This is a genomic window from Gammaproteobacteria bacterium, from assembly GCA_003696665.1.
Taxonomy (GTDB): Bacteria; Pseudomonadota; Gammaproteobacteria; order Enterobacterales.
The window spans coordinates 1-14,843 of sequence record RFGJ01000558.1 but is presented as its reverse complement, the minus strand read 5'-3'; the positions used below and the strand labels follow the sequence as shown (position 1 = coordinate 14,843).

General features: G+C 53.0%; 17 protein-coding genes. 11 read left to right on the top strand and 6 right to left on the bottom strand.

Going from position 1 to position 14,843, the window contains the following annotated elements; all coding sequences use genetic code 11:
• Nucleotides 1-44 precede the first annotated feature (44 nt).
• Both dprA and D6694_13650 read right to left on the bottom strand, forming a co-directional pair.
• Nucleotides 45-1,142 carry a DNA-protecting protein DprA gene (gene dprA, locus D6694_13655; protein ID RMH36753.1) on the bottom strand — a complete coding sequence of 366 codons (1,098 nt, stop codon included), beginning with the start codon at nucleotides 1,140-1,142 and terminating at the stop codon, nucleotides 45-47.
• Between the two features lie 46 nt (nucleotides 1,143-1,188).
• Nucleotides 1,189-2,286: a LysM domain-containing protein gene (locus tag D6694_13650; GenBank protein ID RMH36752.1), complete on the bottom strand. Its 1,098-nt coding sequence runs from the start codon at nucleotides 2,284-2,286 to the stop codon at nucleotides 1,189-1,191.
• Nucleotides 2,287-2,448: 162 nt separating this feature from the next.
• Here D6694_13650 and def point away from each other — a divergent pair, with 162 nt between their 5' ends.
• The 9 genes from def (at nucleotide 2,449) to D6694_13605 (ending at nucleotide 11,111) form a co-directional block, all read left to right on the top strand.
• Complete coding sequence (gene def, locus D6694_13645) at nucleotides 2,449-2,955, top strand: peptide deformylase (GenBank protein RMH36751.1); 507 nt, start codon at nucleotides 2,449-2,451, stop codon at nucleotides 2,953-2,955.
• 23 nt (nucleotides 2,956-2,978) lie between these two features.
• Entirely contained in the window at nucleotides 2,979-3,911 is a 933-nt protein-coding gene (locus D6694_13640; GenBank protein RMH36750.1) for a methionyl-tRNA formyltransferase, read from the top strand.
• Nucleotides 3,860-5,239, top strand: a complete 1,380-nt coding sequence (gene rsmB / locus D6694_13635; protein ID RMH36749.1) for a 16S rRNA (cytosine(967)-C(5))-methyltransferase RsmB — start codon at nucleotides 3,860-3,862, stop codon at nucleotides 5,237-5,239. Before D6694_13640 ends, rsmB begins: the two co-directional genes overlap by 52 nt.
• Nucleotides 5,240-5,251: 12 nt before the next feature.
• Nucleotides 5,252-6,628 carry a Trk system potassium transporter TrkA gene (gene trkA, locus D6694_13630; GenBank protein ID RMH36748.1) on the top strand — a complete coding sequence of 459 codons (1,377 nt, stop codon included), beginning with the start codon at nucleotides 5,252-5,254 and terminating at the stop codon, nucleotides 6,626-6,628.
• Between the two features lie 9 nt (nucleotides 6,629-6,637).
• Nucleotides 6,638-8,107 (top strand): potassium transporter, encoded by a 1,470-nt coding sequence (locus D6694_13625; protein RMH36747.1) that lies wholly within the window; start codon nucleotides 6,638-6,640, stop codon nucleotides 8,105-8,107.
• A gap of 83 nt (nucleotides 8,108-8,190) precedes the next feature.
• The gene (locus tag D6694_13620) at nucleotides 8,191-9,003 is read left to right on the top strand and encodes a sulfite exporter TauE/SafE family protein (GenBank protein RMH36746.1); all 813 of its coding nucleotides are present in this window, start codon (nucleotides 8,191-8,193) and stop codon (nucleotides 9,001-9,003) included.
• Between the two features lie 18 nt (nucleotides 9,004-9,021).
• Nucleotides 9,022-9,810 (top strand): prolipoprotein diacylglyceryl transferase, encoded by a 789-nt coding sequence (locus D6694_13615; protein RMH36745.1) that lies wholly within the window; start codon nucleotides 9,022-9,024, stop codon nucleotides 9,808-9,810.
• 15 nt (nucleotides 9,811-9,825) lie between these two features.
• Nucleotides 9,826-10,620 (top strand): thymidylate synthase, encoded by a 795-nt coding sequence (locus tag D6694_13610; GenBank protein ID RMH36744.1) that lies wholly within the window; start codon nucleotides 9,826-9,828, stop codon nucleotides 10,618-10,620.
• On the top strand, nucleotides 10,617-11,111 hold the full coding sequence (locus D6694_13605) for a type 3 dihydrofolate reductase (protein ID RMH36743.1): 495 nt from the start codon (nucleotides 10,617-10,619) through the stop codon (nucleotides 11,109-11,111). The genes D6694_13610 and D6694_13605 overlap by 4 nt, the downstream gene beginning before the upstream one ends.
• 25 nt (nucleotides 11,112-11,136) lie before the next feature.
• Here D6694_13605 and D6694_13600 read toward each other — a convergent pair whose 3' ends face one another.
• From D6694_13600 to apaG, 3 genes are all read right to left on the bottom strand, one after another.
• The gene (locus D6694_13600) at nucleotides 11,137-11,733 is read right to left on the bottom strand and encodes a hypothetical protein (protein RMH36742.1); all 597 of its coding nucleotides are present in this window, start codon (nucleotides 11,731-11,733) and stop codon (nucleotides 11,137-11,139) included.
• Between the two features lie 64 nt (nucleotides 11,734-11,797).
• Nucleotides 11,798-12,607 (bottom strand): symmetrical bis(5'-nucleosyl)-tetraphosphatase, encoded by an 810-nt coding sequence (locus D6694_13595; GenBank protein ID RMH36741.1) that lies wholly within the window; start codon nucleotides 12,605-12,607, stop codon nucleotides 11,798-11,800.
• On the bottom strand, nucleotides 12,607-12,975 hold the full coding sequence (apaG, locus tag D6694_13590; protein RMH36740.1) for a Co2+/Mg2+ efflux protein ApaG: 369 nt from the start codon (nucleotides 12,973-12,975) through the stop codon (nucleotides 12,607-12,609). The genes D6694_13595 and apaG overlap by 1 nt, the downstream gene beginning before the upstream one ends.
• A 104-nt stretch (nucleotides 12,976-13,079) precedes the next feature.
• Here apaG and D6694_13585 point away from each other — a divergent pair, with 104 nt between their 5' ends.
• Nucleotides 13,080-13,847 (top strand): SDR family NAD(P)-dependent oxidoreductase, encoded by a 768-nt coding sequence (locus tag D6694_13585; GenBank protein ID RMH36739.1) that lies wholly within the window; start codon nucleotides 13,080-13,082, stop codon nucleotides 13,845-13,847.
• The gene (locus tag D6694_13580; GenBank protein ID RMH36738.1) at nucleotides 13,762-14,481 is read left to right on the top strand and encodes a site-2 protease family protein; all 720 of its coding nucleotides are present in this window, start codon (nucleotides 13,762-13,764) and stop codon (nucleotides 14,479-14,481) included. Before D6694_13585 ends, D6694_13580 begins: the two co-directional genes overlap by 86 nt.
• Before the next feature lies 1 nt (nucleotide 14,482).
• On the opposite strand, the gene D6694_13575 is transcribed toward D6694_13580, so the two are convergent.
• The coding region (locus tag D6694_13575) for a hypothetical protein (protein ID RMH36737.1) at nucleotides 14,483-14,843 on the bottom strand (361 nt) is incomplete at its 5' end.

Here is a 14,843-nt window from a genome sequence, read left to right as displayed (position 1 = left end):
GCGGTGCTCAAACAAATACATGAGCACCTCCATCACACTGTCTCTCACTCGGCCATCGTCCTCATATCTGGATGCAGGCGATAACCGCCTGCCTCAGCCACAACATACCCCTCCAATTCTAATCGCAAAAGGGTACGCGCTGCCACCTCTGTTTCAATCGACAGTGCTTCGCACAGGTCATCAACAGAGCACCAGCCACCCGCCAATAACGTACACAGTTCCGCCGCCAACGAATCAGAAGGCATAGGCTGCGCGCTTTCTAGCGTTTTAGAACGCATCTCAACGTGCACAGCCAATACGCTATAGATATCGTCGGGTGACGTCGCAATATGCGCCCCTTCTCGAATCAATTTGTGGCATCCGGCCGCCATCGGGTTATTCACCGCACCAGGAATCGCAAATACCTCCCGGCCATACTCTGCCGCCAAATGGGCGGTGATGAGCGACCCACTGCGCTCAGCCGCTTCAACGACGACGGTTGCCACGGCCAAGGCGGCAATCAATCGATTCCTCTGCGGGAAGTTATGCTTAGCGACACTGCGCCCAACTGGAAATTCAGACACCAGCAGCCCGTGGTCAGCAATTTTCGCCGCCAAAGCCTGATTTGCCGATGGATATACGCGATCCGGTCCTGTGCCCATAATGGCGACAGTCGCCCCCGATACTGACAATGCCCCAGCATGTGCCGCGGCATCAATGCCAAGCGCCAAGCCACTGACCACTGCCAATCCGTTTTGTGCAAAATCGGCTGACCAGTCGCTGGCTAAACGGCGGCCCGTCAATGTTGGCCGTCGAGTACCAACCACAGCGACGCCAGCCCTTGCCAGCAATGGCTTGTGGCCACACACCCACACAGACAACGGCGCATCGCCCAACAGCCGCCACGCGTCAGGATAGCCTTGATCTCGAATGGTGAGCAATCGCCATCGTTCCGACGCAAACTCGCGTTGCGCGGCGGCTAATGCGGGCGAATGGGCGCGCGCGAGGGCCTGACGCACGCTGGGCGGCACACTTGTGTTGCGCAAGGCGTCCCGCCATATGTCGGAGAGTAATCGCGTATCACTGGCCAGCTTTGAAGCCAGCCAGCGACGTGCCGATGAGGGAAGATAAAGTGCACAATACCAATAATCTTGCTCGTCCATAAGCGCTCATTTCCTGACGTTCCGTAAAATTGTCGCTCGGCGATAATTATTCCGGCGTCTTGATCACATCATAGACATGAATCGGTCGGGTCGCCTCCATCACAAGTGCCAAAGACACTTTGTCAAAAACACGGAAGACCATCAGTTGGCCCGCTTGTTCATCAGGCAATTTGACCCAGTCTCTTTCGTCTCCACCCGTAATTTGCTCACCAATCTCCTTGAATACGTTGTAACCCTCTTCCTGACGGCGGCGCTCAATCGCCACTTTGTCGCGAACTTTGGCACCCTGTGTCCATATGGTAAATACATGACCCGGCATCACCCCTTCACGCTGACCGCGATTAATGATGACCACATGGTACTGGCCAATCTGGGTCACGCCATCGTAGACAGAGATAATCTTACCGGTGATGAGCTTGTCTGGTGCTCGAGGAAAAAACTCCGGTTGCAAATGGCTTTCATCCACAGGCAATAATCGGTCACCGTTCAGCGCTTCTCGAGTGGCTTCGGTGATGTCCAGCGTGGCTGGGTCGCCGATCCGTTTTAATTGGGCAGTGCCAACATGAATCGCTTCATAACCCAAGATTTCTCCTGTATCAGGATCACGATATTCGCCACCCGGTCTAAAGATTGAAAAATTCGTTCGTTCTACCAACTGATCAGTCGAGAAGCCACGCGCATAAATCCGAACATCATTGCCAGCCATCAAGTGATCGCCATCGGAAGACACCATATAAGGCGCTTTTTCAAGCGTTTCCTTGTCAACCACACGCGCGCCAACGAGAAATGGTCGAATCGTTTCCAGCGGAAGCGGCGCAATCGCGTCGCCACGACCGACAACACGGGCTTTCGGCGATAGCTTCACCACTCGGGACTTGCGAATCAGTCGTGGCTTGCCATCGATATACACCAGCGCCAACACATCGCCTGGATAAATCAAATGAGGGTTGGATACTTGCGGGTTGGCCTGCCAAATCTCCGGCCATAACCACGGCTTTTTCAAAAATTTTGCCGAAATATCCCACAAGGTATCGCCTTTTTTGACAACATAAACATTTGGGTGATCTGCTCTTAACTCCACTGCCATCGCACAGACAGTAGCAAGCATCCACGCAACCGCTATTGTTTTGGCCCAGACTTTCATACATCCGTCCCTTTTTTCACAGATAGCCATGGGCAGCGCAGGCTAATTTGGTGTATGATCTCACCATTCGCTGCAGACAGCCCTTGAGCTAATCACTTGTTGTACTAACAGCATCTTAGCAGCAATTTCGCAGGATTGACTAGAACTTGTGTCACAAACTTTATGGCAAAATTGAAAATTCTTGAATACCCGGACCCAAGATTACGCATCAAGGCCGAACCAATTACGGAAATTGACGACGCCCTACAGCGGCAAATCGACGATATGTTTGAGACAATGTACGAGGCACCCGGCATTGGTTTGGCAGCCACTCAGGTAAACTTTCCCAAACAACTGGTCGTGGTCGATGTCAGCGACGACCACAGCCAGCCGTTAGTTTTGATTAACCCGGAAATCACCGAAAAACGCGGTGTCGAAGAAATGGAAGAAGGATGCCTGTCATTCCCAGGCATTCATGCGCTCGTCAGGCGCGCCAATGAAGTGACCGTCAAGGCACTCAACCGCCGTGGCGAACCATTTACCCTTGACGCGGACGGCTTGTTGGCGGTTTGTATCCAGCACGAGCTCGACCACTTGAACGGCAAGTTATTCGTTGATTATTTAAGCCCGCTCAAGCGTCAGCGCATTCGCAGAATGCTTGAGAAGCGACAGCGTCGCCACAAAGCCTAATGTCTTCATCCTAGGGGGCCATCATGCGTATTGGCTTTGCCGGAACACCGGAGTTTGCTGCCGTCCACTTGCAAGCCCTGCTCGAGCAAGGCTGGCCTGTTGAGCTTGTGCTCACACAGCCTGATCGTCGCGCTGGACGCGGAAAGAACCTCACCGCCCCGCCCGTCAAGCAAATTGTACAGACGCAAGGCATTCCCGTCCTTCAACCGCCATCGCTCCAATCGCCCGATATCGTTGCGACACTGGCTGCGGCTCGACTTGATATTCTCATCGTGGTCGCCTACGGGCTGTTGTTGCCGGAAACAGTGCTCAACCTGCCCAAGCACGGCTGCCTGAATGTGCATGCTTCATTGCTGCCACGCTGGCGAGGTGCAGCCCCCATTCAACGCGCGATTTTGGCGGGCGATGAGGTGACCGGCATTTCTTTGATGAAAATGGATAAAGGCCTGGATACCGGTCCGCTCTATGCAACGCGAGAGATCGCCATCCTTCCCTCAGATACTGGGCAAACCCTGCACGATCGACTCGCAATGCTTGGTGCACAATGCCTCAACGAGACACTGCCATCCATTCTTGCCGGCCAGTGCCAACCCACACCCCAGCCACAGGAGGGCGCCACCTATGCGCCAAAACTGCAAAAATCCGAGGCCCGGATCGACTGGCACAAGTCCGCCATTCAGATAGCACGTGAAGTGCGCGCATTTAACCCATGGCCGGTCAGCTTCGTAGCCCTGTCTAACCCGCTGCGGATTTGGGCGGCTGATGCGATTGACGAACCCTGCCGTGAAGCCCCGGGGACCTTGCTGAAGCTCACATCAAGCGGAATCGACGTTGCCACGGGCGAAGGCATTTTGCGCATCCAAAAATTGCAACCTGCTGGGAAGCGAGTGATGCAGGCACACGAATGGCTGAGTGGCCACGGCCAGCAATGGCACACCGGAGCGCGTTGGCCATGACCCACAGTGCTCGTGCATTGGCCGCCATCCTTGTCGACAATGTGGTCGCCAAGGGGCGCTCATTGTCGCAGTTATTCGATGAATATGCAGATGAACTCGCGGCCATGCCTAACAAAGAACGCAGTCTCACCAAAGCCTTAACACACGGTGCGCTGCGCCATTATCCACGCTGGCGAGTGATTATTGACGAGGCGTGCGACAAACGCCTCAAACGCTCAGAAACGCTCGTACGTGCGCTGTTGGCGGTGGGGCTCTATCAACTGCTCGAAAGCCGCGTTCCGCCCCATGCTGCCATCTCGGAAACGGTCAATGCCGCCCGCCAACTTGACAAGCCGTGGGCGTGCTCGCTGCTGAATGCCGTACTCCGGCGCGTACAAAGAGAGCCACACACCATTCAGGCATGGCTTCGCAAAACTCCTTGGGCTATGCTCGATCTCCCACAATGGCTGTGGACACTATGGAAGCGCAGTTGGCCTAAACACATCCAGCTCCTGGCGAGTGGCTCCAATAGTCAGGCGCCGATGACCGTGCGTGTCAATCGGCAAAAAACGACGCGTGAACACTACTGTCGTGTGCTCGCCGATGCTGGCATTGCCGCCCAGCCGCACCCCGTTGCACCGGATGCCTTGGTGTTACGCGACCCTGTCGAAGTGAACCGGCTGCCAGGGTTTTACGAAGGTCTGGCCTCCGTTCAAGATGCCGCCGCTCAATTGGCTGGTTTGGCGGTGGCCCCACAACCCGAAATGCGAATATTGGATGCCTGCGCTGCACCCGGTGGCAAAACAGCCCATATTCTGGAAATTTGTCCGGAGGCTGTGGTCAATGCGGTGGACAGCGATCCGATTCGTCTAAAAAAAGTCGAAGAAAATCTCCGTCGGATTGGAGCCAAAGCGACACTGATTCGAGGCGATGCGTGCCATCCTGACAGTTGGTGGGATGGTCAACCTTTTGACGTGGTTTTGCTTGACGCCCCCTGCAGTGCAACCGGTGTGATACGCCGACATCCGGACATTAAGTTGCTCAGACGTCTCAGCGACGTCACCGCTGTTGCCGCCACCCAAAAATCGATGTTGCAATCGCTTTGGCCATTGGTGCGGCCAGGCGGTCGGTTGATATACGCCACATGTGCCGTCACGACTCAAGAAAATGAGGTTCAAATTCAAAAATTTATTGACCTCACACCGGATGCCAGAGCCGTACCGCTGCCTTGGACGGACCCTTCGCCACTGCCAACTGCAATTGGTTGGCAATGCTATCCGGGCTGGCAATTTATGGATGGTTTCTATTATGCTGCTTTGCACAAGCAAACAATGCCCGACACACCGTAGTAGGTGACAACAATGAAAATCGTCATTCTCGGCGCAGGTCAAGTCGGCAGCTCAGTCGCCCGTAGTTTGGCCAAAGAGCAATACGATGTCGTCGTGATCGACACCGACACAGAAGCACTAGACAGCCTTAGTCAACACCTAGATTTGCAAACAGTGGTTGGACACGCTTCACATCCAGATGTGTTACGGCAGGCTGGACTTGATTCCGCCGATTTGCTTGTCGCGGTGACAAATTCTGATGAAACCAACATTGTCGCTTGCGAAATCGCCCACCACCTATTCCATGTGCCCAAAAAAATTGCGCGCATTCGGTCACGCGCCTATTTGCGTCACAAAGAGGCTCTTTTTCATTATGATGCCTTCCCGGTGGATGTCGTCATTAGCCCCGAACAAGTGGTCAAGGACTATATTGTCCGACTCATTGAGCATCCAGGCGCCCTACAGGTGCTTGATTTTGCCGATGGCAAGGTACAACTCGTCGCCGTCCGTGCCTATTACGGCGGTCCGATGGTCGGGCATGCCATCAGCGAACTCAAACAGCATATGCCGACCGTGGACACACGTGTGGCGGCTATCTTTCGACGTGGCCACCCCATCCAACCCAAAGGCGATACCGTCATCGAAGCCGAAGATGAAGTTTTCTTTCTCGCCACACCGCATCACATACAAAATGTGATGCGTGAACTACAACGTCTGGAACACCCCTATCGAAGCATTATGATTGCTGGCGGTGGCCATGTTGGTGCCGGACTGGCGATGACGCTCAAGCACTCACATCAGGTAAAGCTCATCGAGCATTCCGTGCACCGTGTTGCCGCCCTGGCGGAAATGCTTGGCGACACGGTGGTATTGTGCGGCGATGCCACCGACCAGGAACTGTTGCGTGCTGAAAACATTGAACAAATGGACGTCTTTATTGCTGTCACCAACAACGACGCGGTCAACATCCTTTCCGCCATGCTGGCGAAACGCTTGGGTGCCAGAAAGACCATGGCGCTCATCAACCACACCGAATATTCGGATCTGATTCATGAAGGCGACATTGACGTCACTTTTTCGCCACGCCAGACCACGGTCGGCAGTCTCCTGACCCATATTCGACGCGGCGATGTTGCCTGTGTTTACTCACTTCGCAAAGAAGCGGCTGAAGCCATTGAGACGGTTGTCCATGGCGACGAAACCACCTCCAAAGTGGTGGGCAAACGCATTGATGAAGTTCCGTTACCACCAGGCACCACGATTGGTGCCATTGTGCGAGGCGATACCGTGCTGATGGCACACGACAATATCGTCATTCAAAGCGGAGATCACGTCATTTTGTTTATTGTCGAAAAATCTGTCGTGCAGGAAGTGGAAGCCCTCTTCCAAGTCGACGCAACGTTCGTGTAGGGAGCGGTTATGCGCTGGCGAACCATCGCTCGCATTGTTGGCATGTTAATCGCGGTGTTCAGCACCACGTTGATTCCGCCATTATTGGTGGCGCTGTGGTACGAAGACGGTGAAGGCATTGCCTTTGCCGCTGCGTTTATTGTTTCTGCCATGGCCGGTGTGATCGTTTGGTGGACTTTCCGACACGACTCACTCGAACTCAAAATCCGAGATGGTTTTTTGGTCGTCTTCCTATTTTGGTTTGTACTCGGGCTGGTCGGCGCCCTGCCATTTTACTGGGCAGACGCGCTGGATATGAGTTTTGCCGAGGCAACATTTGAAACTTTCAGCGGTCTGACGACAACTGGCGCCACCGTGATCACAGGCCTTGATGACTTGCCACATGCGCTTTTGTACTACAGAAGTCAGCTACAATGGCTCGGCGGCATGGGGATCATTGTGCTTGCCGTGGCCGTGATGCCAATGCTTGGCATCGGGGGCATGCAGCTGTTTAAAGCGGAAACGCCAGGCCCGGTCAAAGATGCCAAACTCACCCCTAGAATTGCAGGCACCGCCTCTGCCTTGTGGCGCATTTATTTTGGCCTTACGGCCTTGTGCGCCTTAGCCTACTGGCTCGCTGGCATGTCTGGCTTCGACGCCATCAATCATGCTTTTACCACCATATCCACAGGCGGCATGTCCACGCACGATGCCAGTCTTGGCTATTTTGATTCAAAGGCAATACATTGGATTGCCAATCTTTTCATGCTGCTTGGGGCAACAAATTTCTCGCTGCATTTCGCCACGGTGGTGGCATTTTCCAGAGGCGAGTTTCCGCAGCGAATTCCCTATTTTCGTGACTCAGAATTTTTAACATTTTTCACATTTCATTTAAGTGTCGCCCTCATCTGCGCATTTGTGTTGTGGCAAAATGGATACTATCAAAACTTCTGGCACGACTTTCATCAGGCAGTATTTCATGCGATTTCCGTCGGCACGTCCACGGGCTTCTCTATTGATGTCTTTCAGAAATGGCCCAGTTTTCTACCTATGCTCCTGATGTTTGGCGCTTTCGTTGGTGGCTGTGCTGGCTCAACTGGCGGTGGCATGAAAGTGATTCGCATCATGTTGCTGTTCAAGCAAGGTTGGCGGGAAATTCGTCGACTGATTCATCCAAACGGAGTGTTCGTCATTCGGCTCGCCAATCGTGCGGTGCCTGAAAAGGTGATTCAAGGCGTCTGGGGCTTTTTTGCGACGTTTGTTGCCCTGTTTGTGGCGCTCATGCTGTTACTTATGGCGGATGGACTGGATCCGCTCAGTGCTTTTTCCGCCGTGGTCGCGACCATCAACAATATGGGACCCGGCCTTGAAAGGGTCGCATCCGATTTTCGTTCAGTATCGGATTTTGGGTTATGGGTCGCCAATTTGAGCATGTTACTTGGACGACTTGAAATATTTACCATTTTGGTCTTGCTAAGCCCTGATTTCTGGCGGCGGTGAAGATCTGTTAAGCGATTTTGCGCTACAATGAGCGCCAATCACAATGTGTATAGTAGACATCACCTTCGACTTTCCAATTACTTATGTTCACACTCTCACTCATTGATATCCTGCTTTATCTCGGCACTGGCGCATTGGTCGGGTTGCTGGCAGGGCTCTTGGGTGTGGGTGGCGGACTGGTTGTGGTGCCGACCCTGATATATCTATTGCCGATCTCCGGCGTCCCCCAACATTTGGTCACCCATATGGCCGTGGCGACTTCACTGGCCACCATCGTAGTGACGTCAATCGCCTCTGTACGCGCCCACAGTCGCCATGGCTCAGTGATATGGTGGGTGTTCAAAGCGATGACGCCTGGCGTCATTGTCGGCGGATTACTTGGTGCGCAGCTGGCCCGCCTGATTCCAGCCAACGGTTTAAAACTGGTTTTTGCCATTTTCGCGTTGGCCATTGCCGCACAGATGTTTCTTCGACTGCGACCGGCGCCACACAAACAGGAACCGGGAAAACTTGGGCTAGCCATTGCCGGAGCGATCATCGGGTCATTTTCCACACTGGTCGGTATTGGTGGTGGATCCATTACTGTCCCTTTTCTCACCTATTGGAATACCGCCATGGCACGCGCGGTCGGAACGGCATCTGCCATTGGTTTACCGCTTTCCATTGCAGGGACACTCGGCTTTATCCTCAACGGGATAGGCAGAGAAGATTTGCCACCGCTCAGCCTTGGCTTTGTTTATCTCCCGGCATTTTTTGGTATTGTGCTCATCAGCAGCCAGACGGCCCCCCTCGGCGCCCGCTTGGCGCAAAAACTTCCGGCGCGCATATTAAGCCGGATTTTTGCGTTGTTTCTGTTGCTCGTGGCCGCCAACATGTTTTGGCATGGCCTAGAATAAACTCACGGAGTTATCAATATGCTGACTTACCCACAGATCGATCCTGTCCTTGTGCAAATTGGTCCGCTCAAAATCCATTGGTATGGTGTCATGTACCTGATCGGCTTTGTGGCGGCACTGTGGCTTGGCACTTATCGGGCCAAAGCCAGTCAGGGTCGATGGCGGCCAGCCGAAGTCAGCGATCTGATGTACTACGGCTTCATCGGTGTGATTGTGGGTGGCCGTGTGGGCTATGTCCTCTTTTATCACCTTGATTTATTCATTGCCAATCCGCTTTATCTGTTCAAGATATGGGAAGGCGGTATGAGTTTTCATGGTGGTCTTCTGGGCGTCATTGGTGCCCTTTGGTATTTTGCCAAACGTACTGGCCGTTCTTTCCTGACGGTTGGCGATTTTGTCGCACCGCTGGTACCCATTGGACTTGGCGCAGGACGGATTGGTAATTTTATTAATGGCGAGCTGTGGGGGCGGCCAGTCAGCGCTGATTTTCCATTGGCCATGGTCTTTCCGCGCGATCCCTTGCAACTGCCTCGTCATCCTTCCCAGCTGTATGAGTTTTTGTTAGAGGGAGTGGTACTGTTTGTTGTGTTGTGGTGGTTTTCCAGCCGACCTCGACCGACCGGCTTGGTGTCTGCCATGTTTTTGCTCGGTTATGGTATTTTTCGGTTTACGGTGGAATTCTTCCGGGAACCTGACGCCCATCTTGGCACCATCATTTCCTGGCTGACAATGGGACAACTGTTGTCACTGCCAATGGTGATTGCCGGGGTGGCGCTCGCAGTGTACGCTGTTCGCCGAGCATCTTAAGAGGAATGATTCGCAATGAAAGCCTATCTTGATCTTATGCGGCATGTGCTTGAACATGGTGTTGACAAAGATGACCGGACCGGCACGGGTACGCGTAGCGTGTTTGGACATCAGATGCGCTTCGACCTCCGTCAGGGGTTTCCGCTGGTCACCACAAAAAAGTTACATTTACGCTCCATTATCTACGAACTGTTATGGTTTCTGCGTGGCGACACCAACATTCGCTACCTCAATGACAACGGCGTGACCATTTGGGATGAATGGGCTGACGAAAATGGCGATTTGGGTCCAGTGTATGGGGCGCAGTGGCGCAGCTGGCCAACCGCCGACGGTCGCACCATAGACCAAATCTCGCAGGTGATTGCGGAAATTAAACATAACCCAAACTCGCGACGGTTGATTGTCTCAGCATGGAATGTGGGTGCGCTTAAACAAATGGCACTCCCACCCTGTCACCTTCTGTTCCAGTTCTATGTGGCCAACGGCCGACTGTCTTGCCAGTTGTATCAACGTAGCTGTGATCTTTTTCTGGGTGTGCCTTTTAACATTGCCAGTTACGCCTTGCTCACGCATATGGTCGCCCAGCAAACTGATTTGGATGTCGGTGAATTCATCTGGACCGGTGGCGACATCCATCTCTACCACAATCACTTGGAGCAGGCGCGCCTACAAATTCAGCGAGCACCCTATCCATTACCGACGCTGAATATCAAGCGCCGACCGCCTTCTCTCTTCGATTACGAATACGAGGATTTTGAGATCCTCAATTATCAGGCACATCCACACATCAAAGCACCGGTGGCCGTATGAGCATTGTGTCCCTTGTCTGCGCGATGACGCGCAACCGCGTCATCGGGCGTGAGAATCAAATGCCGTGGCACCTACCTGCCGACCTAGCGCACTTCAAGCGTGTCACTTTAGGCAAGCCGGTGGTGATGGGGCGGCGGACGTTCGAGTCCATCGGTCGGCCATTGCCAGGCCGGCATAATATCGTCTTAACACGTGACCACACATTTTCAGCACCGGGCGCTAGTGTAGTGCATAGCCTTGATGACGCCATACAGCTTGCCGGTGAGGCAGAAGAAATCATGATAATTGGTGGTGCCAATCTTTACGCTCAGGCACTGCCAATCTCTGAGCGCATGTATTTGACACTCATCGAGGCCGAATTAGAAGGCGATGCCTATTTTCCCACATGGTCAACCGACGATTGGGAAATCGAAACGGAAACCTTTCGCCCAGCAGATGAAAAAAACGCTTTCAATTTGCGTTTTCTCAACCTCGTCCGTAAGCGCGCCTAATCGGCGCGCCCTTGGTTAACAAAAGTTAAAACTCATAATTCAAATGAATGCCAAAAAATGGGGCATCAACACTGCTACCAGTGTAATCATATTGAATGAATCCAGCTCGAATGCCAGCCGAAATCCATTTGTCGTAGCGCACGTCATATTGCACAACCCCGCCTAGCGCGTCATCAAACTCAACTTCCAAATTGCCAACACTGGCCGTCTGTTCGAACTTGGGACCGATGTGATAGGTCAAACCAATGCCGATGCGATGCCGTCCAAAATTGTAAAAGGGGATTACTTCCACGGTAGTGCGCTCAAACTTGGCATTGTCGTTGACATTAATATTTGACGATATCTCGTCGTACAGATAACCGACTGTGGTCTCTAGCGACCAATTTTTTTGCTCACCTAGCGGCAAGACAGCGCCAACACGTAACGCAAAATAACCGCCCGCACGTAATTTCTCGACGGTGTCTCCCGTCGAAACGTCCACCACCGATTGCAACGCATCGCCCCCGCCTTGTAGCCCAGCGGCCAGTATCCATTTCATTTTTCCATCGTATTGCGCGGGTGGAAAATTGGCGGCCCACAGCGGGGTGCTCACGGCCAGCAGAATCCCTAGAATTTTTTTCATAAAGCCTCCTGTCGATCGCAGTTCTGTGCCAGTTTAGAAAAAAGTGAAAGAGAAACAAAGCGACTCAGTCACACGATACCGAAAAATAAGCCCCATCATCCAATCGATATGCAGTCAATCGACCGCCCCAAACACACCCTGTATCCACACCAATCACATTCGCCACACCAGTCTCGCCATTGAGCGCGGCCCAATGCCCAAAGACAATTCGATAACCACGCGGTATCGCCAACGGCAATTTGAACCATGGCTGAAGCGCGTTGGAAGCATCATCAGGGTGGCCTTTCCAGGTAAAATCTAGACAACCATCCGCATCTACCATTCGCATACGTGTCAGCGCATTGACGGTAAAACGAAGACGCTCGATTTCCGCTTGACACTGATGCCAACATTCTGGCGAATTGCCCCACATCTGCTTTAAAAATTTCACACACGTGTCGTCATCGGCTTGCAGATGCGCCTGCACCGCCTCTGCGTACGTTTGCGCTTGGGCCAGTGTCCAGTTCGGTGGCATGCCAGCGTGGACAATAATGGCTTTCTGCGCGTTGATAACACGCAAGAGCGGCTGGTGACATAACCAATCAAACAACTGAGGCGCATCGGGGGCACCCCAGAGCGGTTCCAATGTTGGCATCGGGGGCTTGCCTTGATACCACATGGCCATTGCCGCCAAGTCGTGATTGCCCAGCACCACCTTGACCTGTTCGCCTGCAGCGTAACACCACCTTAAACATGCCAAAGAATCAGGCCCGCGATTGATCAAGTCACCGACAAAATAAAGCTCATCCGATTGAGGCCGATAGCCAATGGCGTCGAGCAATCGCTGCAGTGGTTGCCAGCAACCTTGTAGATCACCTATCACATAGCTGCTCATCAGTGCACCCAGCGATCCGCCTTCAACGTAAATGGCGGAATCTCAATCTTAACGGTTTCGCCTGTGTCCGTTTCCACCCAGTAATGACCCGACATCCTCCCAACTGGCGCTTCTAAACGGGCAAAACTGGTATAGCGATAATGGTCATTAGGAGCAATATAAGGGGTTTGCCCCACGACACCCTCGCCTTCCACTTCGGTATCACGTCCACTCCCATCTTCAATGAACCAATAACGTCGCATGACCCGCACACCGACATCTCCGTCGTTGACAATACGAACGTGATAGGCGAATACGAATTCTTGCTCGTCTGGCTCAGATTCGTCCGCCAAAAACTGACTTTCTATCTCGACCTTCACCGAGACCATTGTGCGTCCTTTTTCGAAACAACAATTGATGATAAGGTGCGTTCATTCTAGCGAATCTTTCAAGATAAGATAGCAAAAGCATCACAAGCGGAGTCTGTCATACCATGAATCAACACGGTTGGGCCTTGATCACGGGAGCAAGCAGTGGGTTTGGCGCCGCAATCGCAAAACGACTGTCGTCATCTGGGTGGCCCGTTGCCCTAGTGGCGAGACGCGAAGTGAAACTGGCAGAGGTGGCTCGGCAATTGCCGGGACCATACCAGATGTTTGTGGGAGATGTTCGTGACCACGACTTTCTACAGACTGTCGTCGAGGCGCTCACATCCACCGAAGAAGGCATAGACGTGCTGGTCAATAATGCCGGGCTGGCATTGGGGCTTGAGCCCGCGCCTAAGGCAAGCCTCAAAGATTGGGACACTATGATCGATACCAATATCAAGGCGCTCGTCCGGCTCACTCGATTGGTTTTGCCCCATTTGGTGAGCCAGCGGCGTGGTCATATTATCAACATCGGCTCCATTGCCGGCAATTGGCCATATCCCGGCGGCAATGTCTACGGTGCCACCAAGGCGTTCGTCAAACAGTTTTCCAATAATCTCCGTGCTGATCTGCATGGCACAGGTGTCCGCGTCACCAATATTGAACCTGGGCTTGCCGAAACCGAATTTTCCATCGTGCGTTTCAAGGGGGATCGGAGCAAAGCAAAACAGGTATACGCCGGTTGCGAGCCACTCACGGCAGAAGACATAGCGGAAACCGTCCACTGGGCGGTGACGCTGCCGCCTCATGTCAACATCAACTCCATTGAGATTATGCCGACATGTCAGTCGTTTGGGCCATTACCTGTCGCGAGGGAGGACAAAAATGCTTGAGTTGCTGTTTCAGGGACACATCACCCTGTTTATCATGATTTTGTTCGCCCTACTGTTTTCTTTGACGTTTCACGAATTTGGCCATGCCATCACCGCCTATGGCTTTGGTGATGACACCGCGGCGCGCATGGGACGGCTGTCGCTCAACCCATTGGTGCACATTGACTGGTTTGGACTGCTTTTGGTGGTACTCATTGGTTTTGGCTTCGCCAAACCGGTACCGGTCGATTCGCGTCGTTTTCGTCATCGGAGTGCCAGTTTCTGGGTCGCGCTGGCCGGCCCCATGATGAATTTTCTGCTCGCCATCATCAGTGCCAACTTACTTGCCTATGGCGTTGCGCATGGTTGGTATGGTTTTGAAACACAAGGGGTTCAAACATTCCTGACTTTTATCGCGTTGATTAACTTGCTGCTTGGCCTGTTCAACCTGCTTCCCATCGGCGCCCTAGACGGTCACTATATTGCAGAATATTTGCTGCCTCCGCCGCTTAATCGCCACTACAGCCGCCTTAATCATCAGTATGGAAACTTGTTTTTTATGGTGTTGATAATGCTGTCGATTCTAGGCGTGCCAATATTCAGCTTCCTTTGGCAATTTGCAAGGCATCTTCTAGGCTATCTTATCTGGGTGTAGGCTAGCGTCCGAATCGTTGGCGCCAATAAATCACAGGTTCACGCCCATCATAGATGCCAAAAACGATCAATGCAGAAGCCGTTTCCGGATTGCCGTCACCATCAAAATCGTAAAAGAGCCACGGCGGTGCGACCATGGTCAAGACCGCCGAACCATCGTTGCCTTCACCGGGTGCGGACAAGGTCAACGGCAAAATGCCCGCATTCATACCACCCTCGGTCAGCGTGGTCTCTCCTGCCTGCAAGTTGCCGGAAAAGCTGCCCAATGTCGGCGCGGTCCATCCCGTGTAAGTGGCCGAACAATTGTCATCAGTGTTGGTGACAAAACGCGTGCCGTCAAAATACTGCGCTTCCGCCGCCAAG